Below are 25868 nucleotides of genomic sequence, written 5' to 3' on the forward strand. Positions count from 1 at the left end.
GAGGGGACGGGGAGCGTGGGAAGGGGTGGTCCGCATGCGCATACAAGCTGCGTTCGCAGCACGTGCGTGCGGCGGATCGGGCGCGCGTTGTCGTGGCTGCTGGCGTGCTGCGCAGTGCTCGGCGCCTGGCCAGCCGGCGCGCAGGCACTCAAGCGCACGGCGTACCACACGGTCACGCGCTGGACCATGGACGATGGCCTGCCGCACAACCTGGTGCACGCCGTGGCCCAGGGCGAAGACGGGCTGATCTGGCTGGGCACCTGGGAAGGCGTGGCGCGCTTCAATGGGCGCGACTTCACCGTGTACGACCGCCAGAACACTCCCGGCGTCGAGCTGGGCGGAGTGTTCCTGGTGGCACGCGACAGCACCGGCGGCATGCTGTTCGGTACCGCGTTCAACGGCGTCTACCACTATCAGGACGGCCACTGGCAGCAGCTGGGCGGCGCCTCGGCGCGGCATCTGGCGGTGAGCGCCTTGCTGCGGCGCGCTGATGGCGCGCTCTGGGTGGGCACGCCGCAGACGCTGTACCGCATCGAGGGCGATGGGCGGGTGGTCGATATCGGTCGCCAGGCCGGGTTGCCGCGTGCGCGGATCACGGCGTTGTCCGCCGACGAGGGCGGCGACCTGTGGGTTGGTACCGAGGTCGGCCTGTATCGTCTGCCGCGCGATGATGGCCAGGCTGCGGCCTGGGGCAGGGTGCACGGGATGCGCGACGCGCCGGTGCGGCGGCTGGCCAGCGACCGTCAGGGCGGCCTGTTGGTCGCCGGCGACGATGGCGTGTGGTGGTGGAGCCGTGGCGGCGGCCTGCAGCGTTTCCGCCAGGGCCAGCGCGTCGATTCAGTGTTGCTCGACCGCCGCGGGCACCTGTGGATGAGTCTGTCTTCGGGAATGCTGGTGGTGCACAGCGGCCCGGACGACCCGGACGAGCAGATCGCCATTTCCGGCGTCGCCAGCCCGGCGCTGCTGGAAGACGCCGAAGGCCTGATCTGGGTCGGCAGCACGCACGGGCTGTTCCGGGTTGCCGAAGGCGCTGCACACGGCGTCACCCACGACGAAGGCCTGAGTTCGGACTACGTGCGCTGTGTGCTGCAGACCGGCAACGGCACCGTGTGGGTGGGCAATGCCGTTGGCCTGGATCGTTGGCGCGACGGCACCATCAGTCGCGTGTCGTTGTCGCCCAGCGACGGTGGGCGCGTGCTTGAGCAGTCGGTGCTGGCGCTGGCCGATGCCGGCGATGGCGGCGTGTGGGCCGGCACCTACAGCCAGGGCGTGGTACGTCTGGACGCGCAAGGCCACGTGCTGGTGCGCATTGGCGCGGCCGATGGCCTGCCGTCGAGGTCGGTGCGTGCGGTGCTGCCGGATGGCGAGGACCTGTGGATCGGCACCACGGCCGGGCTGGTGCGCTGGCGCAATGGCAAGGCGCGCCGCTACACCGCCGCCGACGGTGTGCCGGACGGCTCGGTGCATGGGTTATACCGCGATGCGCAGGGCATCGTGTGGATCGGCACCGATCGTGGCATGACCGCGCTGTCGCCGGACGGCAGCACGCGCGCCTGGCTTGGCGAGCAGGATTTTCCCGGCCAGAACGCATTCGACTTCCTGCGCGATGCCGCCGGCGATGTGTGGATTGCCAGCGATCGCGGCTTGCTGCGTCTGCGCGGTGACAGCTTCCATGTCTACGACCACCGGTTCGGGCTGCCACGCGACAAGGTGTTTCGGGTGATCGACGACGGCCGCGGCTATTTTTGGTTGTCGAGCAACCACGGCGTGTTCCGCATCGCACGCAAGAACTTCGACCAGATCGACGCGGGCACGCGCGAACAACTGAGCGTGGAAGTGGTCGACCGCAGCGACGGTATGCCGAGCAACCAGGGCAACGGCAGCAGCGCACCTGCTGGTTGGTTGACCCAGTCCGGGCAGTTGCTGTTTCCCACCGCTGCAGGCCTGGGCGTGATTGACCCGACACGGGTGGGTGCCTTGCAAGGCCATCGCGTGCCGATCGTCTTCGAGCGCCTGCTGGTCGATGGCATGGCGCAACCGCTGAGTGGCGCGCATCGGTTCGGTGCACAGACCCGGCGTCTTGCAATTGGCTATGCCGGGCTGAATTTCCGTGGCCCGGACAAGGTGCGGTATCGCTACCGACTGGAAGGCTTCGATCCGGATTGGGTGGATGCTGACAGCACCAGCGAAGCGGTCTACACCAATCTGCCGCCGGGTCGCTTCCACTTCCGCGTGCAGGCGATGTCGCTGCCGGTGGATTGGCGGCAAAGCGATTTGTTGGGCGAAGCCAGCCTGGTCATCGCGCTGGCGCCGCCGTGGTGGCGCCAGCGCGAAGTGATCGGCCTGGGCATCCTTGGCCTGGCCAGCGTGGTCTACGGGTTGTATCTGTGGCGGACCGCCAGTTATCGCCGGCGTCAGCGCCAGCTCAATACCGTCATCGACCGGCGTACGCGCGAACTGAGCGACAAGAACCTGGCGCTGCAGCAGGCCAGCCAGGAACGCGAAGCGTTGATGCGCCAGCTGGAATACCGCGCCAGCCACGACGTGCTGACCACCTTGCCGAACCGACGCGAAGCCGAGCGCGTGCTGCAGCAATGGTTCGATGATGCGCATGCAGGTGGCGCTGCACTGGCGCTAGCGTTGATGGATATCGACCACTTCAAGCGCATCAACGACAACTACGGTCACGAGGTTGGCGATGCGGTGCTGTCGGCCATCGGCCAGGCGTTGAGCGAGCAGGATCAGGCGCACTGCTTCGCCGCGCGGCACGGTGGCGAAGAATTCCTGCTGGCGGCAACCGGGCTGGATGCGGCACAGGCGCGCGCGCTGTTCGAGCGGATGCGGCAGCGACTGGCCGACATCGAGGTTGATGCGCAAGGCACGCCCGTGCGTTGTACCGCCAGCATGGGCATGGCGATGAGCGACGAAGCGCCGAGCCGACGCGAATTGCTGGCGTTGGCCGATGGTCGTCTGTATGAAGCCAAGCGACAGGGCCGGGATCGCTTGATCGGGCCCTAGGATGGTGCGCGATTGCGGAGCGTGCCGAGCGCGGGCCCGAGGTCATCGGTCGCCGCCATGTGCGACACGCTGCACACCTCGCGCCCCCTGCGCGTGATCCGCCTGCGCTCGCAACAACGCGACAAATGCCTGCGCAGCACGCGACAAGGTGCGCCCGCCATGCGTGACGCAACCCAGCTCACGCGATAACGCCACATCGGCCAGTGGCAGCGCCATGATCTGATGGTCGATCATGCGCTCCGGCAAGACGCTCCACGCCAGGCCCACCGACACCAACATCTTGATCGTTTCCAGATAATTGGTGGTCATGCGCAAACTCGGCGCCAGACCGCGTTCGGCAAATAGGTTGGCGACGATGCGATGGGTGAAGGTGCCCGGATCCGGCAAGACTGCCGGGTGTGCAACCACATCGTCCAGCGACACCTCGGACAGTGCTGCCAACGGGTGATCTGGCGCAACCACGAACTGCAAGCGGTCATGCCAGATCGGCTGCGCGCGCAGTGGTGTGCGCGTGTCGGGCGCCAGAGTGGTCACCGCCAGTTCCACCTCGCCGCGCAGCACCGCCGCGTACGCCAATTCCGAATCCAGGAACTGGATATCCAGCGCCGCCTGCGGATGTTGTGTCGCGAAACCGCGCAACAAGACGGGCAGGCGGTGCAGACCCACATGGTGGCTGGTGGCCAGACTCAAACGACCGCCAACCGCCGCGCCCAGATGCTCGAGCACGCGGCGGGTGTCCTGCAGCTCGGCCAGGATGCGTTGCGCGCGCGGCAACAGTGCCTGGCCGGCTTCGGTCAGCACCACTTGCCGGCCTAGGCGGTCGAACAGGCGCGCCGACAGTTGCGCCTCCAGCAGGGCAATGCGTTTGCTCACTGCCGGCTGGGTCAGGTGCAAGGCCTCACCGGCCGCGGAGAAGCTGCCGCTTTCGGCGATCGCCACGAATGCATTGAGGCTCGCCAGGTCCATTGTTATTCCTAAAATTCATTTCTTGAATAAACAATATGAATTTGCGTAATCCAAGGCAAGCTCCTAGCATCGACCTCAGCCAGGTGGGCGCACCCACCATCCGCCATTCGGATTGCCGCGATGACTGCCAAGACCCTGTACGACAAGCTGTGGGAACTGCATGAGGTCACACGCCGTGACGATGGTTCGTCGCTGATCTATATCGACCGCCACATTCTGCACGAAGTGACTTCGCCGCAAGCCTTCGAAGGACTGCGCCTGGCCGGGCGCAAGCCGTGGCGCATCGACGCCAATATCGCAACGCCCGATCACAACGTGCCGACCACGCGCGCCGAGCGCCAGGGTGGGCTGGAGTCGATTTCCGACGAGGTGTCGCGCCTGCAGGTGCAGACGCTGGACGAGAACTGCGACGAATTCGGCATCCTCGAGTTCAAGATGAACGATGTGAGCCAGGGCATCGTGCATGTGGTCGGCCCGGAGAAGGGCGCCACCTTGCCCGGCATGACCGTGGTCTGCGGCGATTCGCACACCTCCACGCATGGCGCATTGGGCGCACTGGCGCATGGCATCGGCACCTCCGAGGTTGAACATGTGCTGGCGACCCAGTGCCTGATTACAAAGAAGATGAAGAACATGCAGGTGCGCGTTGAAGGCACGCTGCCGTTCGGGGTGACTGCCAAGGACATCGTGCTGGCGGTGATCGGCAAGATCGGCACCGCCGGCGGCAACGGGCATGCGCTGGAATTTGCCGGCAGCGCGATCCGCGCGCTGTCGATGGAAGGCCGCATGACCATTTGCAACATGTCCATCGAAGCCGGTGCGCGCGTGGGCATGGTGGCGGTGGACGACAAGACGATTGCCTACGTCAAAGGTCGCCCGTTCGCGCCCAAGGGCGCCGACTGGGATGCGGCAGTCGCGCTGTGGAGCACGCTGGTGTCCGACCCGGACGCACACTTCGACACCGTGGTGGAACTGCGCGCCGAAGACATCAAACCGCAGGTCAGCTGGGGCACCTCCCCCGAAATGGTGCTGGCGATCGATCAGTACGTACCGGACCCGGCCACCGAGCAGGACCCAACCAAGCGCGATTCGATCGAGCGCGCGCTGAAATACATGGGTTTGCGGGCCAACCAGCCGATCACGGATATCCGCCTGGATCGCGTGTTCATTGGCTCGTGCACCAACTCGCGTATCGAAGACCTGCGCGCCGCCGCCGCAGTGGCCAAGGGCCGCAAGGTCGCTTCCACCATCAAGCAGGCGCTGGTGGTACCCGGCTCAGGCTTGGTCAAGGCGCAGGCAGAGGCTGAAGGCCTGGACAAAGTGTTCTTGGACGCCGGTTTTGAATGGCGCGAGCCGGGCTGCTCGATGTGTCTGGCGATGAATCCGGACAAGCTGGGGAGCGGTGAACATTGCGCTTCGACCTCCAACCGCAACTTCGAAGGCCGCCAGGGCGCCGGTGGCCGCACGCACTTGGTTAGCCCGGCGATGGCCGCTGCGGCGGCGGTGAGTGGGCATTTTGTCGATGTGCGTGGCCTGCAGGGAATCGAGAATCGGGAATAGGGAATCGCCAAGTCCCGCTCCCTGCTTTGCTTATTCCCCATTCCCCATTCCCCATTCCCGGCATTCCAATGACCCCTTTCACCCAACACACCGGACTGGTCGCGCCGCTGGATCGCGCCAACGTCGATACCGACCAGATCATTCCCAAGCAATTCCTCAAATCGATCAAGCGCACCGGCTTCGGGCCGAATCTGTTCGACGAGTGGCGCTATCTGGATATCGGTGAGCCTGGTCGCGACAACAGCACGCGCCCGCTGAATCCGGAATTCGTGCTCAATTTCCCCCGTTATCAGGGTGCCAGCGTGTTGCTGGCGCGCGAGAACTTCGGCTGCGGTTCTTCGCGCGAGCATGCGCCGTGGGCGCTGGACGAATATGGCTTTCGCACCGTGATCGCGCCGAGCTTTGCCGATATTTTCTACAACAACAGTTTCAAGAACGGCCTGCTGCCGATCGTGCTGGCCGAAGCAGAAGTCGATGCGTTGTTCGAACAATGCCTGGCGACCGAGGGCTACCAGCTCACCGTGGATCTGGCCGCGCAACGCGTGCGCCGCCCCGATGGCGTGGAGTACAGCTTCGACATCGATGCCTTCCGCAAACACTGCCTGCTCAACGGGCTGGACGATATCGGCCTCACCTTGCAGGACGCCGATGCGATCAGTCATTTCGAGCAGGGCCACCGCGCGCGCCAACCGTGGTTGTTTGGCGCGCTGCAGTGAATGCGGTCGCCAAAACCACTGATCCGTCGGCCCTGAGCGAACACGTTGTTGCGCAGTTTGGACCGCAGGCCCGTGCCTATCTGCACAGCGATGTGCATGCACACGGTGCCGAGTTCGCCGAGGTCCGTGCTGGTCTGGCGGATCATTGATTTCAAAGACGCTGCGGCGTCACTCACGAGGATGGCATGAGCAAGCAGATTCTGATTCTTCCCGGCGATGGCATCGGGCCGGAGATCATGGCCGAAGCCGTCAAGGTGCTAAAGCGCGTTGACACGCAGCACGGCCTGGGTTTCGAGCTGGTGTACGACGAGCTGGGCGGCGCGGCCTACGATAAATATGGCAGCCCGTTGGCCGATGAAACACTGGAGCGTGCGCGTGCTGCCGATGCGGTGCTGCTGGGCGCAGTAGGTGGCCCGCAGTGGGACACCATCGACCCGGCGCTACGCCCGGAGCGTGGTCTGCTCAAGATCCGTTCGCAGCTGGGTTTGTTCGCCAACCTGCGCCCGGCACTGCTGTATCCGCAGCTTGCAGATGCGTCCACGCTGAAGCCGGAGGTGGTGTCCGGGCTGGATCTGCTGATCCTGCGCGAGCTCACTGGCGGCATTTACTTCGGGCAGCCGCGTGGTAACCGCACGCTGGAAAACGGTGAGCGCCAGGCTTACGACACCTTGCCGTACAGCGAGAGCGAGATCCGCCGCATCGCCAAAGCCGGCTTCGAGATGGCGCGTTTGCGCGGCAAGAAGTTGTGTTCGGTCGACAAGGCCAACGTGTTGGCATCGAGTCAGTTGTGGCGTGCAGTGGTCGAAGAAGTGGCCAATGACTACCCGGATATCGCGCTGTCGCATATGTACGTGGACAACGCGGCGATGCAGTTGGTGCGCGCGCCCAAGCAGTTCGACGTGATCGTGACCGACAACATGTTCGGCGACATCCTCTCCGACCAAGCATCCATGCTCACGGGCTCGATCGGTATGCTGCCCTCCGCTTCGCTGGATGCCAACAGCAAGGGTATGTACGAGCCATGCCACGGTTCGGCGCCGGACATTGCCGGCAAGGGCATCGCCAACCCGCTGGCGACGATCCTGTCGGTGGCGATGATGCTGCGCTACACCTTTGCACAGGCCGATGCAGCGGATGCGATTGAGCGTGCGGTCGGCAAGGTGCTCGACCAGGGTCTGCGCACCGCTGACATCTGGTCGGAAGGCACCAGCAAGGTCGGCACCGTGGCGATGGGCGATGCGGTGGTGGCTGCGCTTTAGGGTCTGCGTTCGTCGTTTTGATGATGGAGATGCCGGCGGCTATCGTTCGACGACGATGGCCGCGTTCGTTTGGTGGTGCTTGAGTTAGAGCATGTTATGTACTTTGAGGTGAGTGCGAAGCGTCCTGTGGCGCGTCGAGACAAGGCGCTCAAAGCGGTATCGGCGCACCACAGGGCGCTTCCCGGAGGGTTGGCCGCCAGCGGCACGGAGCGGGCGCCGCGCGGCTGGCCTTGGCGCCAGCCAAGCCGGCGCCACGCAGCACCCGCTCCGCACCGCCGGCGGCCAACGCATCTCATCTCAAAGTGCATAACACGCTCTAGGCAGTGTGTTGGTTGAAACGACCGGAGTGTGGCTAGCACTGCCTGCGATTAAACAGCTCCGGGCCGGCGGTGATTGCCCGAGAGATCGGTCGAGGCGCGGTGCCGCATCCTGAGCCGGGACACGCCGTAATCCATCCTCGGAGGCTCGATGGCGGCATCCATGCTGCCAACGGTCCCGGCCCCCGAGACGGCACCACGCTTTCCTCAGTGCGGCTGCTGCATTGAAAGCAATGCTCTCAATCGTGACGCTCAGCGCGTCAGCCAGCGCTGTTTTTCATGGTGCTGCTCGCCTTATTGGCCCCTTTCGATAGCGGTGGCTGTCGCTTGCGGCCAACGCGCCACGTCTAGCGGTCAGCACAGCAGGGCAGGGATGGATTGAAGATCAAAACCAAAACGGCCAGCAGATCACTCTGCCGGCCGTCAGACATCAATCGTCTAGCAACGAACGCGTGCTATGCCACCGCAGCGGTCTTGCCGGCGATGACGCCACGCTCGCGCTGACGCAACAGACGATTGGCCACGTCGAGCCATGCGAGCGCACTGGCTTCGATGATGTCCTTGCTGGTGCCGGTGCCTTCGTATTCCACGCCGTCGTGGCGCACGCTCAGGCTGGCTTCGCCGCGGGCGTCTGCGCCGATGCCCACGCTGTGCACCTGATAGCTGTCCAGCTCCAACTTCACGCCAGTGGCCGAGGCCAATGCACCGAATAGCGCATCCACCGGCCCGTTGCCCTGTGCGGTTTCAGCCACACGGTGACCTTCCGGATCGGACAACTCCACAAGCGCATTGGCGCGGCTGCCCACATCGCTGATGGTCATCGATGCCAGGCGATAGCCCTCCTGCACGGTAGCGTCCTGCATCAATGCCTGCAGATCGGCATCGGTCACGACGCGCTGCTTCTCGCACAATGCCTTGAACTGCTCGAACACCAGCTTGACCTCTTCCTCTTCCAGCAGATACCCCAGCGCGCGCAGACGCTGCTCGACGGCAGCGCGGCCGCTGTGACGGCCCAGCACCATCTGCGACGATTCCCAGCCCACATCTTCCGGGCGCATGATTTCGTAGGTGCCGCGATGGCGCAGCATGCCGTGCTGATGGATGCCCGATTCGTGCGCGAACGCGTTGCCGCCGACCACGGCCTTGTTGCGCTGTACCGGCATGCCGACCAGGCGCTGCAGCAACTGCGAGGTGGACACGATACGCGGCGTATTGATCGCCGAATCGATGTTGTAGAACGCACCGCGCACCTTCAGCGCCATGGTGATTTCTTCCAGCGCGCAATTGCCCGCGCGCTCACCGATGCCGTTGATGGTGCATTCCACCTGACGCGCACCGCCTTCGATGGCGGCCAGCGAGTTGGCCACCGCCAGGCCCAGATCGTTGTGGCAATGCGCGCTGAAGATCACCTTGTCGGCACCTTCCACGCTGGCGATCAGGCGCGAAAACATGCCGCGGATTTCTTCGGGCGTGGTGAAGCCCACGGTGTCGGGCAGATTGATGGTGGTAGCACCGGCGGCGATCGCCACGCGGGTGACCTCGGCCAGGAAATCTTCTTCGGTGCGGGTTGCATCTTCGGCAGAAAATTCCACGTCGTCGATGTAGCCGCGCGCCAGCGCGACATGCCGGTGCACCGATTCCAGCACCTGCTCGCGGCTCATGCGCAGCTTGTGTTCGCGGTGCAGCGGGCTGGTGGACAGGAACACATGCAGGCGCGGGTTGGCCGCAGCTTCCAGCGCCTTTGCCGAGGTTTCGATATCGGCCTGCAAGCAGCGCGACAGCACGGCCAGGGTGGGGCGGCGCAACTCGCGGCCCATCATCGCCACCGCTTCGCGGTCCGAATGCGAACTGGCCGGAAACCCGGTCTCGATGATATCCACGCCGAGTTCATCCAGCGCGCGCGCCATGACCAGCTTTTGCTGGGGCGTCATGCTGCAGCCGGGTGATTGCTCGCCGTCGCGCAGGGTGGTGTCGAAAATTCGGATATGCGGGGTCTGGTTGGATACGGTCGTGTTCACCAGGAAGACTCCTCTGCGGCGATGGCGGTGACAGGCGTTGAAGCGACTGCGGATGGGCGGGAAAGAACGGGTGTATCGGGTGGTGGCTTGGCGCTGCGTTCGTTGCGAAGTCGCTCGGTATTGCGACGGCGCGGCTTGCGTGGCGGACGCGGCCGCACTTCAGACAAGAGTGTGGCCAGCACGGTTGCGTCGATATTACCGCCAGAGACCACTGCACATTTGCGTTTGCCGGAGACGCGGCGGCCGGCGGCCAGGGCCAGCGCACCGGCGCCTTCGGCGATGACGTGTTCTTCCAGCGCCAGGCGCACCAACGTTTCGCGCAATTCAGCTTCGCGCACGATCACCACATCGTCGAGCAGGCTCGAGCAAAGGCGGCGTGTAAGGAAGCCGGGGATCTTGACCTTGACGCCATCTGCCAGCGTCGCAACCGGGGTGATTTCGCGCAGATCGCCGCGCACGGCGCGTGCCATCGAATCGACGCCTTCCACTTGCGCCCCGACCACACGCACGCCTTGCGACTTCAATGCCAGCGCCACGCCTGAGGCCAATCCGCCGCCGCCGATCGGCACGATCACCACGTCCGGCGCATGCGCCGCCAGCTCGATGCCGACCGTGCCCTGGCCGGCAATCACATCCGGGTCGTCGAAGGCCGACAGAAAGCGATAGCCGTTCTGGTCGGCCAGCTCGCGCGCAAACGCGAATGCCTCGTCGTAGCTGTTGCCATGCTGGCGCACGGTGGCGCCCCAATGCGCGACACCGGCGATCTTGGTCTGCGGCGCGCCGTACGGCATCACCGTGATGGCCTGGACGCCCAGCCTGTACGCCGACCACGCCACGCCTTGCGCATGATTGCCGGCGGAGGCGCAGATCACCGGGCGCTCATCGCCGCGCTCCAGGCCGGCCAGCAATGCATTCAATGCGCCGCGCACTTTGTAGGAGCCGGTGCGCTGCAAATTCTCCAGCTTCAACCATACACCGAAGCGTTCGGCGTAATGCAGCGGCGTGGGCGACAGGTACTTGCGCAGGCGGGCCTGTGCCGCCAGTACGTCGGCCACGCTGACGGCCACGTCGCTTACCTCTGGCTCCTGTGGGGAGGCGGAAGAGCGGCCGGAATCAGGCATTGCGGCACGCGCGCGGCCGATCTGGAAGAAGACACCTCCGAACGGCAGTGTGATCGTCGCGCGAGGTCTGCATGTTCATGCCGCGGCCTCGACCGATTCCAGCGCGGTGATCATCACCGATTCGCAGTCGTAGACCTTTTCCAGCTGCAGGCGCAGCGTTTCCGGTGGACGGTTGCTGTCCACATCAAGCTGCAGATGCCAGCGGCCGGCATCGTCTGGGACTGCCGCACCCTGGATCGCGCATGGGCGGAAGCCGCGGCGCTCGGTCATGCCGATCACCCGCACCAGCGTGCCTTCTGCCGGCGTCAGCACCAGATCAAGCCGGTAACGCATGCGATGTCTCCTTGGCCGCATGTGCGGGATTGCTGTCCAGCATGGTGCTGTTGGCGTTGTTGGGCGGTACCAGCGGCCACACATTGGCGCGCGCATCAATGGCGACATGCAGCAGGCCGGGACCGGGCTGCGCCAGCAGTTCGGCCAGCGCCGCGTCCACATCGCCGCGCGCGATGATGCGCTTGGCCGGGATGCCGAAGACCTGCGCCAACGCCGCGAAATCCGGGTTGTCGGACAAGTCGATTTCGCTGTAACGCTCGGCAAAGAACAGCTCCTGCCACTGCCGCACCATGCCGAGCGAGCTGTTATCCAGCAGCACGATCTTCACCGGCAGCTTGCAGCGCGCAATCGTCACCAGCTCCTGCACATTCATCATGAAACTGCCATCGCCGGAGACCAGCACCACGGTGCGATCGGGGCAGGCGAACTGCGCGCCCATCGCCGCCGGCAGGCCGAAGCCCATGGTGCCGAGCGCGCCGCTGGTCAGGTGATTGCGCGGATCGTTGAAGCGGCAATGCTGGGCCACCCACATCTGATGCTGACCCACATCGCAAGCGATGATGGTGTCGGCAGGGGCCACTTCGCTCAGGCGCTTCAATAGCGCCGGTGCGTAGATATCGGTACCGGGCGCGTCGTAACGCGCGCCGAATTTTTCGCGGTTCGCAAAGCAGCGCGTACGCCAGGCCTGGCAGTTGCCACGCGCCGCACTCAAGGCTTTCAGGCTTGCTGCCACATCGCCGGGCACCGCGATATCTGCGGTGCGCAGCTTGGAGATTTCATAGGCGTCAGCATCCAGATGGATGACGCGCGCAAACGGGGCGAACTCGCTCAGCTTGCCGGTGGCACGGTCGTCGAAACGCGCACCGACAACGACCAACAGATCGCATTCCTGGATCGCCATATTGGCCGCACGCGTGCCGTGCATGCCCAGCATGCCCAGGTAATCCGGATGCGCAGGCGGCAACGCTCCCAAGCCGCGCAAGGTCAGCGCGGTCGGGATGCCGGTGGCTTCGACAAAGCGCCGAAACGCCTCCACCGCATCGGCCAACGCGATGCCGCCGCCGCCGTACACCACCGGGCGCTCGGCGCTGGCGATGGCCGCCAGTGCTTCGGCCAATTTCGCGTCCGCCGGCGCCGGCGGCGGCAACACCGCTGCCGGCACATGCGCTGGCAGATGCGAGGCATTGGCCAGTTGCACGTCCTTGGGCAGGTCGATCAGCACCGGCCCGGGACGTCCTTCGCGCGCAATGCGGAACGCTTCGCGCACCATGCCCGGAAGATCCTCCACTCGCCGCGCCAGAAAGCTGTGCTTGACGATCGGCATGGTCATGCCGAACACGTCCAGCTCCTGGAACGCATCGGTGCCCAGCAACGGCGTGGCGACCTGGCCGGTCAGGCACACCATCGGCACCGAATCGAGCATTGCGTCGGCAATGCCGGTAACCAGATTGGATGCGCCCGGGCCGGAAGTGGCCACGCACACGCCCACCTTGCCACTGGCACGGGCGTAGCCGTTGGCGGCGAGCGCGGCGCCCTGTTCGTGACGGACGAGGATGTGCTTGAGCCTGGAATCCACCAGGGCGTCGTAGAACGGCATGATGGTGCCGCCCGGATAACCAAACAGCGTTTCCACGCCCTCGGCTTCCAGGGCCTGCGTCAGCCAGCGCGCGCCGTTGCGGGGCGTGCTGTGTGCGGAGGTGTTCATGCGTTGCGGACCTTCGGTGTTAGCGGTGGGGGTGCGGCGGTATTACGCCGCTTGTTGATTCGCAGGTGTGGCGGCGGCCTGCTGTTCGCCGTTGAGCCACACCATCTTGGCGCGCAACTTCTTGCCCACTTCCTCGATCGGGTGTTCCAGATCGGCCTGCTTGAACTTGGTGTAGTTTGGCAGGCCGGCGTCGTACTCGGCCACCCAGTTCTTGGTGAAGGTGCCGTTCTGGATATCGGTCAGCACGTCCTTCATGCGCGCCTTGGTGCTGGCGTCGATCACACGCGGGCCGCTGACATAATCACCGTATTGCGCGGTTTCGGAAACGAATTCCAGCATGCGGGTGATGCCGCCTTCGTAAAACAGGTCCACGATCAACTTCAATTCGTGCAGCACTTCGTAATACGCGATTTCCGGCTGGTAGCCGGCTTCCACCAGCACTTCGAAACCGGCCTGCACCAGCGAGGATGCACCGCCGCACAGCACGGCCTGCTCGCCGAACAGATCGGTTTCGGTCTCTTCCTTGAATGTGGTCTTGATGATGTTGGCGCGCGCGCCGCCCAGGCCGCCGGCGTAGGTCAGTGCGAATTGCTCGGCCTTGCCGCTGGTGTCCTGGTAGACCGCGTAGATGCACGGCACGCCGCGGCCGATTTCATACTCGCGACGCACCAGCGCGCCCGGGCCCTTCGGTGCAACCAGCACCACGTCCAGATCGGCGCGTGGGGTGATCATGTCGAAATGCACGTTCAAGCCATGCGCGAACAACAGGCAGGCACCCTGCTTCATGTTCGGCGCGATGACCTCCTCGTAGAGCTTCTTCTGCACCATGTCCGGGGTCAGGATGGCGACCAGATCCGCGCTCTTGACCGCCTCGGACGGCGCCACGACGGTGAAGCCATCGGCCTGCGCCTTGGATTCGGTCGGGCCACCGGGACGCAGGCCGACAGTGACGTCGAAGCCGGAATCGCGCAGGTTCAGCGCATGCGCGCGGCCCTGGCTGCCGTAGCCGATGATTGCGATTTTCGGTTGGGTGTCGTTGCTCATGGAATGTCCTTGCGGGTTGGCAGTGGAGATGGGCGGTGAATAAACGGATCAGCCGGCAGTGCAGGCACTGGCCGGCTGAGCAAAGCGGGGACGAACGATGGCACGGCGCAGGCAACCACAGGCAGCCGCGACTGGCTGGGCATTGCTGGGTCGTTTGGCGGAAATGGCAGTGATGTCGTTCATGTCATTCGAAACTTTTGGTGATCCCTGAAACGCGAAACCCCGCGCCGTTGCCGGTGCGGGGTCTGATCGAAGCCTTGTGTGTCTGTTGCCTACACGAAGTCCCGTCCCGCACCGGTTGGCGAGGTAATAAGTACGAGCACGAGAAGCGGCGCAGCCAACGCGCCGGAGGGCGCGGACATCGGGGCATTCGAGGTGGTGTGGCGGTGCGACATGGCTTGAGATAACCATCGCAGCAGCCAGGGTGTCAACCCTTGCGCATGAAACCGCCGCATCGATGTCCAGACATGCGTGCAAAGCCTCATTGCAGCAGCATGGTTACCGCTGAAACAGGATGGGTTCGGTGCAATCATCGCTGACGGCGGTCACCATCTGCGCGGCATCAGGCACGCGTCCAGGCGCCGCCCGCACGGCACGGCGTGGCCCGCTGGTATGGTTGGCACCTCATTCTTAGTGTCATGGGTGCCATCTGTGATGCGTCGCGTACCTGTGTTGTTGGTGTCCGCTCTGGCGCTGCTTGCGCCGCCCCTCGGCGCTGCCGACCGCGTCACCGGGCAGCCGTTTGCCACCCGCTCGGAAGTGATCGCGCCGCATGCGATGGCCGCCACCTCGCAACCGCTGGCGAGCCAGATCGCGTTGGATGTGATGAAGGACGGCGGCTCGGCGGTGGATGCGGCGATTGCCGCCAATGCCGCGCTGGGCCTGATGGAGCCAACCGGTAATGGCGTCGGCGGGGATCTGTTTGCGATCGTCTGGGACCCCAAGACCCACAAGCTCTATGGTTACAACGGCTCGGGCCGCTCGCCCAGGTCGCTGACGCTGGCCGAGTTCCAGCGTCGCGGCTTGAAGGACATTCCGCCAACCGGCCCGCTGCCGGTGTCGGTGCCAGGCGCAGTGGACGGCTGGTTCGCGTTGCATGAGCGCTTCGGGCGCAAGCCGATGGCGCAGAATCTGGCGCCGGCGATTCGCTACGCCCGCGAAGGCCATCCGGTGGCCGAAACCATTGCCTATTACTGGGATCGCTCGGTGCCGCGCCTGTCGCAATATCCCGGTTTCAAGGAGCAATTCACCATCGACGGCCACGCCCCGCGCAAAGGCGAGCTGTGGAAGAACCCGAACCTGGCCAACACGCTGCAGCAGATCGCCGATGGCGGCCGCGATGCGCTCTACAAGGGCGACATCGCGCGCACCATCGGCGCGTACTTCAAGGCCAATGGTGGTTACCTCAGCTACGAGGATATGGCCAGCCATACGGGCGAGTGGGTGGAACCGGTGTCCACCAACTACAGAGGCTATGACGTATGGGAGCTGCCGCCCAACAGCCAGGGCATCGCGGCGCTGCAGATGCTCAATATTCTGGAGGGATACGATTTCTCCAGGATTCCCTTCGGCTCGGCCGAGCATGTGCATTTGTTTACCGAAGCCAAGAAGCTGGCGTTCGCCGATCGTGCGCGTTTCTACGCCGACCCGGCATTCCAGCCCGCGCCGCTGGCCAGGCTGGTGTCCAAGGAGTATGCCGCCCAGCGGCGGTCGCTGATCTCGATGGACAAGGCCTTGAAGGAAGTACAACCGGGCACGCCCAAGCAACTCGAAGAGGGCGACACCATCTACATGACCGTGGCCGATGCCGACGGCATGATGGTCTCGTTGATCCAGTCCAACTATCGCGGCATGGGCAGCGGCATGGCGCCGCCGGGGCTGGGCTTCATCCTGCAGGACCGCGGCGAGATGTTCGTGTTGAAGAAGGATCATCCCAACGGCTACGCGCCGGGCAAGCGGCCGTTCCAGACCATCATCCCGGCCTTCGTTACCAAGGACGGCAAGCCGTGGCTGAGCTTCGGGGTGATGGGCGGAGCGATGCAGCCGCAGGGGCACGTGCAGATCGTGATGAACCTGGTGGACTTCCATATGAATCTGCAGGAAGCCGGCGACGCGCCGCGCATCCAGCATGAAGGCTCCACCGAGCCGACCGGCCAGGCCACCGCGATGAGTGATGGCGGCGAGGTCAATCTGGAAACCGGCTTCTCCTACGACACCATCCGCGCGCTGATGCGCAAAGGCCACCGGGTGATCTTTGCGGACGGCCCGTATGGCGGTTACCAAGCGATTGCGCGCGACCCGGCCAGCGGCGTGTATTACGGTGCTTCGGAAAGCCGCAAGGATGGCCAGGCGGCCGGATACTGAGCGCACTGGCACGGAGGCGGGCGCTGTTCAATTCCCAGCGCAGCCCGCCGCTAATCAATGATGGAGCAGGAGCCCTCATGAATTCGATGCAACAGCCCGACCCGCCGTCGCAGACCCAGACGGCCGTGCTCCCTGATGCGCCGGTTGCCTTGCTGCGGCTGTCTGCAGAGGCCTGTCTGGTGGCCTGCAACCGGGCCGGTCTGGATGTGCTGGGCAAAACTGCCGCCGAGTTGCAGGGGGCACCGGCCTCGGTGGTGTGGGGATTGAGTGCGGCCGATCTGGTTGGCGAAGACGGCGTCTGGGCTGCCCCGGGCGAGGACCCGGCGCGGCGCGTGCGTTATGTGCGCGACCGCGAGCACGGCGGCTGGATGCTGTCGCTGCCACATGTGGAAACCGCGGTCCTGCTGCGCGAGGCCACGCGTCTGGCCGACGGCAGCCGGCCGGTACCGATCTCGCCTCTGCTGCAGCCACTGGTCGCGCGCCTGCAGGCCGAACACGAAGACCGTACGGTGCTCGAACGCACCGCGCAGGCGTTGGCCGGCTGCGAACTCGAACTCGCGTTGCCGCCGGGGCTGGCGGAAACCGAGATGGGCCGCCGGCTGCAGGCGGGTTTCGGCAATCTGGCCGAGGCCATCCGCCAGGCAGTGGCCTTGTCGGTGCAGATCGCTGCCGAAGTACCGCCGCTGGTGGCCGAAAACGACGAGATGGTGCGTCAGTCGCAAGCGCAGACCGAAGCACTGGACGGTGCACGCACCGCGGTGGAACGGCTGTCGTCGAGCCTGCAGGACGTCAACGCCGAGTTGGCGCAGGTCATTGCGTTGGCCGCCAGCGCCGATGACAGCGCACGGCAAGGCGTCGCTGCGGCGCATGCGCTAGGCCAGGCCATGCACGAAGTGGAACGCCGCGCGGCACGCGCGGGCGAAGTCATCGAGGTCATCGATTCGGTGGCGTTCCAGACCAACATCCTGTCGATCAACGCCAGCATCGAAGCGGCGCACGCCGGCGATGCCGGGCGTGGCTTTGCAGTGGTCGCCACCGAGATCCGGCGTCTGGCTGAACGCGCCGCCGCCGCGGCACGCGACGTCCGCGCGATCCTGGCCGAAACCAGCGCCGCAGTGGGCGAGGGCGCGGCGTCTGCACGTGGTACCGAGGCGGTGCTTGATGGCATCACCCGCGTGCTCGGGCAGGCTAGCAGCGCGATGACCACGGTGGCCGGGCGCATCCAGGCGCAGGATGGCGAGATTCGCGGGATCGAGCGTGCGGTGGATGGCGTGGTGGCGTTGGGCCGCAGCAATCTGCAGCACGCCGCACACGTGGCCGAACGCAGCGAAGCACTGGAGCGCGGCACCGAAACCCTGCGCGATTGCGTGGGCTTGTTCCGCTTGCCGCCGGACCCGCTGCAAGTGCCCAGGCACGCGCGGGTCAAGGAGCTGGCTGTTGCCACCGCCGGCAAGATCGGAACCGCCTTGGCACAAGCCATTGCGCGCGGGCAGATCGACGAAGCGGGGTTGTTCGCGCGGACCTATACGCCGATCGCCGGCGTGGAGCCGCCCAAGTTCAGCACCGACTTCGATGCGCTCTGCGACCAGTTACTGCCCGCGTTGCAAGAGCCGCTGCTGGACGCGCACCCGTGGATCGTTTTCGCCATCTGCGCCAATCCCGATGGCTATGTGCCCACCCATAATCTGCGCTTCACCCAACCACTGACCGGCGATGCCAAGCGCGATCTGGTCGGCAACCGCACCAAGCGCAAGTTCACTGATCGTGTTGGCCGCAGCGTGGGCGCGCACACCGACCCGTACCGCTTGCAGGTCTACCGCCGCGATACCGGCCAGATCATGTTCGACCTCTCCACGCCGATCTTCGTCGGCCGCAAGCACTGGGGTGGCTTGCGGGTGGGCTATACGCTGGAGTGACGCGGCCTACGGCGTTGCAGCGCGTGCTGCGGTTGCAGGCGTGGCGCCTGGACCGAGCTGGTGGGCAAGGAACTGCTCCAGCGTGCGATAGAACGCGATCTGGTTGGCCTCCTTGTAAAACCCGTGGCCTTCCTTGGGCACGGACATCCACTCCGGTGCATTGCCGCCACGGATGAGGGCTGCGCGCAGGCTCTTGGCCTGTGCAAACGGCGCGCGCTCGTCTTCTTCGCCGTGGACCAGCAGCACAGGTGCCTTGATGCGGTTGGCCAGCGAGACTGGAGAATGTGCAGCGAGGTCGGCGGTGTCGCGACCAATGACGCGTTCGAGATAATTCACGCCGTAATCGCTCTGATTGATGTCGCCCTTGGTGTACATCATCTGCAGGTCGTAAATACCGGCGACCCCCACCGAACAGCGAAACAACTCCGGTGCCTTGACCTGCACCATCATTGCGGCATACGCGCCGAAGCTGGCGCCGTAGCTGCAGATGCGGTGTTTGTCCGCCAGGCCTTTGTCGATGGCCCAGCGCACGCCGTCGACAAGATCGTCCTGGATGCGTTCGCCCCATTGGCGATACCCGGCGCGCTCGAAGCGATTGCCGCGTCCGCGTCCACCGCGGAAATTGACCTGCAGCACCAGATAGCCGCGGCTGGCCAGGAATTGCGCATCGGTGTCGAAGGACCAGCCATCGCCTTCGGAATGCGGCCCGCCGTGCGGAAGCAGGATCATCGGCAGTGGCGCATTGTCAGGCGCGCCTTGCGGCACGGTCAGGACGGCGTCCAGGGTCAACCCATCGCGTGCCTGGAACGTCACCATGCGGCGTTCGTTCATCTGCTCCGCGCGAAGTGCCTCGCGTGCCTTGATGACGCGCTTCAACGTATTGGCCCGGCGGTCGTACACGTACCAGGCGCCTGGGTCGCGATCGCTGTAGGCCTTCAACAACAGCCCGTTGCCGTCATCGGTGAAATTGACGAAGTCGACATACTGGCCGCTCAGCAACGTGCTCAATTCCTGATGGAGTTTCGCTTCCGGGCTCTCGCCGTCGAAGTAGCGTAAGGCCGGGCGCCCCGGCCCCAGCCGGGCCGCGAACGGTGTCTTCGGCGCCACACCCCATTGCAGATCGTCCACGCTGTAGAACGGGTCCGACGCGAGGACCTTGCGCTGTTGGCCGTCCGGGTCGGTGGCGACCAACGCATCGGGGCCATCAGACTCGCTATACCCCCCGTAGACACGCCCGGCCTGCCGCGCAAAACCAATCGGCCGCCAATTCGACTGCACCTCGGTCATGGGCGACCATCCATTGCCCTTGCGCCGAAACAGCAGCGATTGATCGTGCTCGTCGGTGCCGTAGGCGTATTGCGCAACGCCGTCCTGGTCCAGGACGAAGCGTAGATCCGGCACATCGATATCGGCCATGAGGCGATGGGTACTGTTGGTCGTATCGACGTCGTAGAGCATCGAATGCCGCGAATCCAGCGACAACCGCCGCATGTAGAAATGCCCATTACGCGTGCTCGGAATTCCCTGGATGTACCCGAATCCGCGCTCCAGGCCCGCATTGCGCGTGCTCTGTTGATAACCGTAGACGTAGCGCTGATTGCTGCCATCCAGATCGGTGGCGATCACTTCGCCCATCGGCATCGGTTCTTCCAGCGACCCGAGTTTGCGGCCCTTTCCGATGACCAGGCGCCTGTCGCTGACCCAGGCGATCTGCACGGGAAGTTCGTAACGCGGCAAACGCAGAATCGTGGTGTATTGCATGTCGGCGATGCGGTACACCACCAGCGCGTGACTGCCCTCGCCGAGATCGGCACTGACCGCGAGGTGTTTTCCGTCCGGAGACATCGAGGGCGAGGAGATCGGCCCGGACTCGACGAAGGCTTCGATTGGAGGAGCCGCCCCAGCCACTGCGATTCCCGCCCACTGCACCACGCACAGCCCCGCCACACACGCCAGCCATTGCATCCGCTGCATCGTCGATCGCCCTTCCCCCTGGTTCGATGAACGATAGCTAAGCGGGCGTGCCGCTGGCAAGAAAAAAAAGCCGCCGAAGATCGGCGGCAGGGAGAGAGCAGTTTCTTGTTGTAGTGATTGCAGGCTAGCGGTGCGCTATGCCGTGGACATGTCCGGGCATGCCGCCATCGCCTTGCCGTGTGCCAAACGATCGATTGCGTGTTAGCGCTGTCACAGAGGCAACGACCTCCCGAAAGAGGGCGTTGTGACAACAGCTGCTCCAAAGAGCATGTTCAACAGCGCTGGGTCTACTGCAGGTAGCGATAGCGCCCGGGATGGCATAGGCCGAATCGAAGGAGTTGCCGAGGCGCTGAGCGCGACCGGCGGGTCGTGGTCGAACACGTTGTTCAAGCCCACGCATCCATCGGTGCCTTATTGCGCTGCACGCAAGGGCGCGCGATGCAGTGCCTGGTCGACGCTGGGCGTGTGCTGCCAAGGCGTGAGATGGCCTGCGCGGACATATGTCGCTGTCGAAAGCGCCCCCTGCGGCCGTCAACACCAGGCATGTGCGGGCGCCGCGTTAAGGCGGTATGGCTCACTCACGTACTCAGTGCCGTGCGCGTCGCCAAGAGCCCGCGACATTAGTTTTCGCCGTGCAACCTACGATGTGGTTTAATCGCCACCGAAGTGGGGGTACCGCAGCGTGCTGCGGTTGAGATAGTCCCTTCGAACCTGATCCGGCTGATACCGGCGTAGGGAAGCTTCGTCAGATGCGATGGTTCGTGCGTGCACGAGCGATCCGTATCGAGCGCCGCCGCTTCGTCCGCACTGCGACTTCCTCGCAGCGCCAGCCATTAGGACGAACGCCATGAATGCCGCGCCCACCGTTTTGCTGCAACAAGCCCAGTCGTTGTCCGAGGCTGTCACCCAGCCGATTCCCGGCTCACGCAAGATCTTCGTGCAAGGCTCGCGCGCGGATTTGCAAGTGCCGATGCGCGAGATCGCGTTAACGCGCACTCCCACCTTGTTCGGTGGCGAAGAGAATCCGCCACTGAGTGTCTACGACACCTCCGGGCCGTATACCGATCCACAGGCGGCCATCGATCTGGCCGCCGGCCTGGCGCCGCTGCGCGCGCAGTGGATTGCCGAGCGTGGCGACACGGTGGCGCTCGACGGATTGAGTTCCAGCTTCGGGCGCGGCCGCGAGCACGATGCGCGCCTGGATGCCGTGCGCTTTCCGGGGCGGAGCTTGCCGCGGGTCGCGCGCGAGGGCGCCAACGTCACCCAGATGCACTACGCGCGCCGCGGCATCATCACTCCGGAAATGGAGTACGTGGCGATCCGGGAAAATCAGCGCCTGGAGGCGGTGACCGATGCGAGCTTGCGCAAGCAGCATCCGGGCGAGGCATTCGGCGCCTCGATCCAGCAGCGCATCACGCCGGAATTCGTGCGCGAGGAGATCGCGCGAGGGCGCGCGATCCTGCCCAACAACATCAATCACCCCGAAAGCGAGCCGATGATCATCGGCCGCAATTTCCTGACCAAGATCAACGCCAACATTGGCAACAGCGCCGTGTCCTCGGGCATTGCCGAAGAAGTCGAGAAGCTGGTGTGGTCGATCCGCTGGGGCGGCGACACGGTGATGGATCTGTCCACTGGCAAGCACATCCATGAAACGCGCGAGTGGATCATCCGCAACTCGCCGGTGCCGATCGGTACGGTGCCGATCTATCAGGCGTTGGAAAAGGTCGATGGGCGCGCCGAAGAACTCACCTGGGAAATCTTCCGCGACACCTTGATCGAACAGGCCGAGCAAGGCGTGGATTACTTCACCATCCACGCCGGTGTGTTGCTGCGCTACGTGCCGCTGACCGCAAAGCGCGTCACCGGCATCGTGTCGCGCGGCGGTTCGATCATGGCCAAGTGGTGCCTGGCGCATCACAAGGAGAATTTTCTCTACACCCACTTCGAAGACATTTGCCAGATCATGAAGGCCTACGACGTGGCGTTCTCGTTGGGCGATGGGTTACGCCCCGGCTGCATTGCCGATGCCAACGACGCCGCACAATTCGGTGAACTGGAGACGCTGGGCGAGCTGACCAAACTGGCCTGGAAGCACGATGTGCAGACCATGATCGAAGGCCCCGGCCATGTGCCGATGCAATTGATCAAGGAGAACATGGACAAGCAGCTGCGCGAATGCGGCGAGGCGCCGTTCTACACCCTGGGGCCGCTGACCACAGACATTGCGCCGGGCTACGACCACATCACCAGCGCGATCGGCGCGGCGATGATCGGCTGGTTCGGCACGGCCATGCTCTGCTACGTCACTCCGAAAGAGCACCTGGGACTGCCCAATCGGCAGGACGTGCGCGACGGCATCATGGCTTACAAGATCGCTGCGCATGCGGCCGACCTCGCCAAGGGGCATCCGGGTGCTCAGGTGCGTGACAACGCCCTGAGCAAGGCGCGTTTCGAGTTCCGTTGGGACGACCAGTTCCATCTCGGCCTGGATCCGGAAAAGGCCAAGGAGTTCCACGATGAGACGCTGCCCAAGGACGCCCACAAACTGGCGCACTTTTGTTCGATGTGCGGGCCGCACTTCTGTTCGATGAAGATCACCCAGGACGTACGCGATTACGCAGCCGAGCACGGTATGGGCGACGAGCAAGCGCTATCGACAGGGATGCAAGAGAAATCGGCGCAGTTTCTGGCACAGGGCGCGCAGGTGTACCGCCCCACGTGATGCGTTACATCCAGTCGTTTCATGAACGCCACGCAGCGTCCGCTTAGGAAAAATTCAGTTTGGTGTGAAGCAGGTCGCATCGCGGTGCGCAAGTGCCGCCGTGCGATTGGATTGCAAGCGATTACAGCGGATAAGGGTTTCCACGGGTTTAGCTGAATCGCAGATAAAAAAATCGCGCCAGAAGGCGCGAAGGAGACATCGTAATTATTTGAATTCGTCGGCGAGAGAGAGAGAGCCTGACGCTGCCGCCTGTCATAGGAAGCAACGAGGCATAGCGTAAAATTTGCACCAATCGGATGCATGACACAGTCAGTCGTGGTCCTTTGCTGAATTTGGCGTTTCGCGCATTGTGCGATGCGCTCTTTGCGGTCCTTTGCATGCCAATGCGTGTTCTTTGCCGATGAGTGTTCCTCCCGTAACTGCAATGCCATCGGACCGGCTGCGTGTCGGTCAGTGCGTGGTCGACGTTGCCTCGCGCGAGGTGCACGCGCCGGGCGCAAAGGGACCGCTACGTCTGGCACCCAAATCCCTGGCGGTGTTGCTGACACTGGCGCGACAGCCGGGCCAGGTGGTCACGCGCGAGCAACTGCTTGCCGAGGTCTGGCCCGATACCTTGCCGACCAACGATGTGGTGACCCAGGCGGTCACGCAGCTGCGCAAGGCGTTTGCCAGTCACGGCGGGCAGCGTTCGGAGCATATCGAGACCATCGCCAAGACCGGGTATCGCCTGATGGCGGCGGTTGCGTGGGAAGCGCATGCAACGACGGGATCGACAACGCTGCCGCTTGAGGCACCTGGTGTGCACTCGCCCGAGCCGGCGCAAACGGACGATGGGGCTGTATCCGTATCCGTATCCGGCCAGTCCGGCGCTGCTGCGCAACACATCCACGCCGCGTCTGCGCAGCCTGTCGTCCCGGTCGCTGCGAGGCCGGCCGTGTCACGGCGGCGGCGTTGGATGGCGCTGGCAGTTGCCAGCGTGGCGTTGCTGGTCGTGCTGGGCCTTGCGGTACAAACCATGTGGCTGCGGGTTCCGGCACCTGAGGTTGCGCAAGCGTCTGCCGTGTTGGGCAGCCCTGAACGGCCGTATCAGGTTATCACCGCAGGCGGTGGATTCGATCTCACGCCGAGCCTGTCGCCGGATGGCGCGATGGTGGCGTACGCCTCATTGACCAGCGATCGTGCCGGCACCTCGATCCTGGTCAAAACCACCGACAATGCCTATCCGCGGGTGCTGGAGACGCCAGCGCCGGGCGTCTCCGATCGTTTGCCGGCGTGGTCGCCGGATGGTCGCGAGATCGCGTTTTCCAGGCAGTCCCAAGATGGGAGCTGCCGGGTCATGATCGCCGCCGCCACCGGGCCTGCAGCGGCGCGCGAAGTGGTGCGGTGCGACGGTGCGGACATGCTGAGTTTCAGCTGGTCGCCGGATGGGCGCGCGCTGGTGTTCGGCAGCATGACCGGCACGTACGGCGCAGCACGCATGCGGCGTCTGGATCTGGAAACCGGGCAGTGGCAGACGCTGAACTATCCCGCGCAAGCCGGTGATTTCGATTACGCGCCGCACTCTTCGCCTGATGGGCATTGGATCGTCTTCCTACGTAATCCGCAGCTTGGCGATCTGTGGCGGATTCCGGCCGAAGGCGGCGCTGCCGAACGGCTCACCCACGACAACGCCGATATCCGTGGCTGGAGCTGGCTGCCCGACGGCAGCGGTTTGATCTTCGGGCGTCGCGTGGACAGCGAGGCGCGGCTGTATCGGCTCGATCTGCCCGACCGCAGCTTGCACGACCTAGGCGTGGATGATGCGCAGGCACCGGATGTGGCGCATGGCCATCTGGTGTTCGTGCAACGCAAACCGCAATTCGGCTTGTATCAAGTCATTCGCAACACAATGAATGGCGGCTACATTCGACGCCGCCTGTTTCCTTCCAGCGGGCGCGACGATCAGCCCATGATCGCGCCGGACGGGCGTCAGTTGATCTTTGCCTCCAACCGCTCCGGTACGTACGGGCTATGGTGGGGCGATGTCAGCAAGCCCAGCTCGGTGCGCCTGATCGAAGGGCTGCGCCCGGATTCACGTCAGGCCGCCGACTGGTCGGCCGATTCGCAACGCGTGCTGGTCAGCGGCAGCGATGCGGCCGGGCATGCGGCGCTATTCGAAGTGACCCCAGGTACCGGCAAGGTCGTGCGACTGCCGGTGCCGCAACCGCGCCCGTTGCAGGCGATTCACCTTCCTGATCCCGACCAGTTGCTGGTACTTGCTGCCGCCAACGACGGGCATACCTTCGCAACGCTGTACGACCGGCGCAGCAGCCCGTGGCGTGCGCTGGCAACGCTGCAGGACGTTTCGCAGTTACGACTAGACCGCGTCAGCGGACAGGTGTTGCTGACCCGTCTCAGCGGTGGAGGTGTCTGGCAGATCGCTCCGTCGCTTGCCCCCGATACCTTGCAAGCCATCGATCCGAAGCAGCCCTCGCGCTGGCGCTATCGCAGTTGGGCGGTGGGGATGCATGGCCAGCTGCATTATCTGTCTTCGACCGATACCTGCGCCACCTATGACGGCGAGCTACGCGGCGGTCGCGGTCAGTGTCTGGATGCGGTCAAGTTCACCACGATCAACGGTTTCAGCCTGGACCAGCACGATGGTGCGCTCTATGTGGCGCTGGCAGAAGAAGATGGTAGTTCGATTGCCTATATGCCGCTGCCGCAGCGTTCCGTTGCGTCCATCGGTGTCTTGGCTAACCTGTTGTCCGTATTGAGAAAAATCGCCTCGTAAATTCTTCGGAAAGGCTTCGTGGCAATTTCGGCACAGTTTCGTCAGAACTTCCTGACTGA

General features: G+C 64.4%; 16 protein-coding genes and 1 riboswitch. Of the genes, 9 read left to right on the forward strand and 7 right to left on the reverse strand.

Going from position 1 to position 25868, the window contains the following annotated elements; all coding sequences use genetic code 11:
• The first annotated feature begins 15 nt into the window (after positions 1–15).
• Complete coding sequence (locus tag M0D43_RS15610) at positions 16–3018, forward strand: ligand-binding sensor domain-containing diguanylate cyclase (RefSeq protein WP_252162132.1); 3003 nt, start codon at positions 16–18, stop codon at positions 3016–3018.
• Positions 3019–3060: 42 nt separating this feature from the next.
• Here the strand turns inward: M0D43_RS15610 and M0D43_RS15615 are convergent, their stop codons facing one another.
• The gene (locus tag M0D43_RS15615) at positions 3061–3984 is read right to left on the reverse strand and encodes a LysR family transcriptional regulator (RefSeq protein ID WP_252162133.1); all 924 of its coding nucleotides are present in this window, start codon (positions 3982–3984) and stop codon (positions 3061–3063) included.
• Between the two features lie 120 nt (positions 3985–4104).
• Between M0D43_RS15615 and leuC the strand changes: the two genes are divergently transcribed.
• The 4 genes from leuC to leuB all read left to right on the forward strand — a co-directional run bounded on the left by leuC (position 4105) and on the right by leuB (position 7519).
• Positions 4105–5544: a 3-isopropylmalate dehydratase large subunit gene (gene leuC, locus M0D43_RS15620; RefSeq protein ID WP_252162134.1), complete on the forward strand. Its 1440-nt coding sequence runs from the start codon at positions 4105–4107 to the stop codon at positions 5542–5544.
• 68 nt (positions 5545–5612) lie between these two features.
• The gene (gene leuD / locus M0D43_RS15625; RefSeq protein WP_252162135.1) at positions 5613–6260 is read left to right on the forward strand and encodes a 3-isopropylmalate dehydratase small subunit; all 648 of its coding nucleotides are present in this window, start codon (positions 5613–5615) and stop codon (positions 6258–6260) included.
• Positions 6257–6409, forward strand: coding sequence for a hypothetical protein (locus M0D43_RS15630; protein WP_425510600.1), 153 nt, complete (start codon positions 6257–6259; stop codon positions 6407–6409). The genes leuD and M0D43_RS15630 overlap by 4 nt, the downstream gene beginning before the upstream one ends.
• A 36-nt stretch (positions 6410–6445) precedes the next feature.
• Positions 6446–7519: a 3-isopropylmalate dehydrogenase gene (gene leuB, locus M0D43_RS15635; protein ID WP_252162136.1), complete on the forward strand. Its 1074-nt coding sequence runs from the start codon at positions 6446–6448 to the stop codon at positions 7517–7519.
• Between the two features lie 772 nt (positions 7520–8291).
• On the opposite strand, the gene M0D43_RS15640 is transcribed toward leuB, so the two are convergent.
• From M0D43_RS15640 to ilvC, 5 genes are all read right to left on the reverse strand, one after another.
• Complete coding sequence (locus M0D43_RS15640; protein ID WP_252162137.1) at positions 8292–9854, reverse strand: 2-isopropylmalate synthase; 1563 nt, start codon at positions 9852–9854, stop codon at positions 8292–8294.
• Positions 9851–10921: a threonine dehydratase gene (locus tag M0D43_RS15645; RefSeq protein WP_243391057.1), complete on the reverse strand. Its 1071-nt coding sequence runs from the start codon at positions 10919–10921 to the stop codon at positions 9851–9853. The genes M0D43_RS15640 and M0D43_RS15645 overlap by 4 nt, the downstream gene beginning before the upstream one ends.
• A gap of 129 nt (positions 10922–11050) precedes the next feature.
• Entirely contained in the window at positions 11051–11308 is a 258-nt protein-coding gene (locus M0D43_RS15650; protein ID WP_252162138.1) for an ACT domain-containing protein, read from the reverse strand.
• Complete coding sequence (gene ilvG / locus M0D43_RS15655) at positions 11292–13013, reverse strand: acetolactate synthase 2 catalytic subunit (RefSeq protein ID WP_252162139.1); 1722 nt, start codon at positions 13011–13013, stop codon at positions 11292–11294. The genes M0D43_RS15650 and ilvG overlap by 17 nt, the downstream gene beginning before the upstream one ends.
• A gap of 42 nt (positions 13014–13055) precedes the next feature.
• A complete protein-coding gene (ilvC, locus tag M0D43_RS15660) occupies positions 13056–14057 on the reverse strand; it encodes a ketol-acid reductoisomerase (RefSeq protein ID WP_252162140.1) in 1002 nt (333 codons plus the stop codon).
• A 654-nt stretch (positions 14058–14711) separates the two neighbouring features.
• Here ilvC and ggt point away from each other — a divergent pair.
• Together ggt and M0D43_RS15670 are read left to right on the forward strand one after the other, a co-directional pair.
• On the forward strand, positions 14712–16421 hold the full coding sequence (ggt, locus tag M0D43_RS15665) for a gamma-glutamyltransferase (protein WP_260807352.1): 1710 nt from the start codon (positions 14712–14714) through the stop codon (positions 16419–16421).
• A 77-nt stretch (positions 16422–16498) separates the two neighbouring features.
• Positions 16499–18337 (forward strand): methyl-accepting chemotaxis protein, encoded by a 1839-nt coding sequence (locus tag M0D43_RS15670; protein WP_252162142.1) that lies wholly within the window; start codon positions 16499–16501, stop codon positions 18335–18337.
• Positions 18338–18343: 6 nt separating this feature from the next.
• Here M0D43_RS15670 and M0D43_RS15675 read toward each other — a convergent pair whose 3' ends face one another.
• Complete coding sequence (locus M0D43_RS15675; RefSeq protein ID WP_425510601.1) at positions 18344–20311, reverse strand: alpha/beta hydrolase family protein; 1968 nt, start codon at positions 20309–20311, stop codon at positions 18344–18346.
• A 658-nt stretch (positions 20312–20969) separates the two neighbouring features.
• A riboswitch (TPP riboswitch) is annotated at positions 20970–21067 on the forward strand.
• A 91-nt stretch (positions 21068–21158) separates the two neighbouring features.
• On the opposite strand from M0D43_RS15675, the gene thiC reads away from it, so the two are divergent.
• A complete protein-coding gene (thiC, locus tag M0D43_RS15680; protein ID WP_252162143.1) occupies positions 21159–23036 on the forward strand; it encodes a phosphomethylpyrimidine synthase ThiC in 1878 nt (625 codons plus the stop codon).
• Between the two features lie 424 nt (positions 23037–23460).
• Positions 23461–25809: a winged helix-turn-helix transcriptional regulator gene (locus M0D43_RS15685; protein WP_252165087.1), complete on the forward strand. Its 2349-nt coding sequence runs from the start codon at positions 23461–23463 to the stop codon at positions 25807–25809.
• Positions 25810–25868: the final 59 nt, after the last annotated feature.

Origin of the sequence: Xanthomonas prunicola, from assembly GCF_025266575.1 — a bacterium.
GTDB classification, from domain to species: Bacteria; Pseudomonadota; Gammaproteobacteria; order Xanthomonadales; family Xanthomonadaceae; genus Xanthomonas; species Xanthomonas prunicola.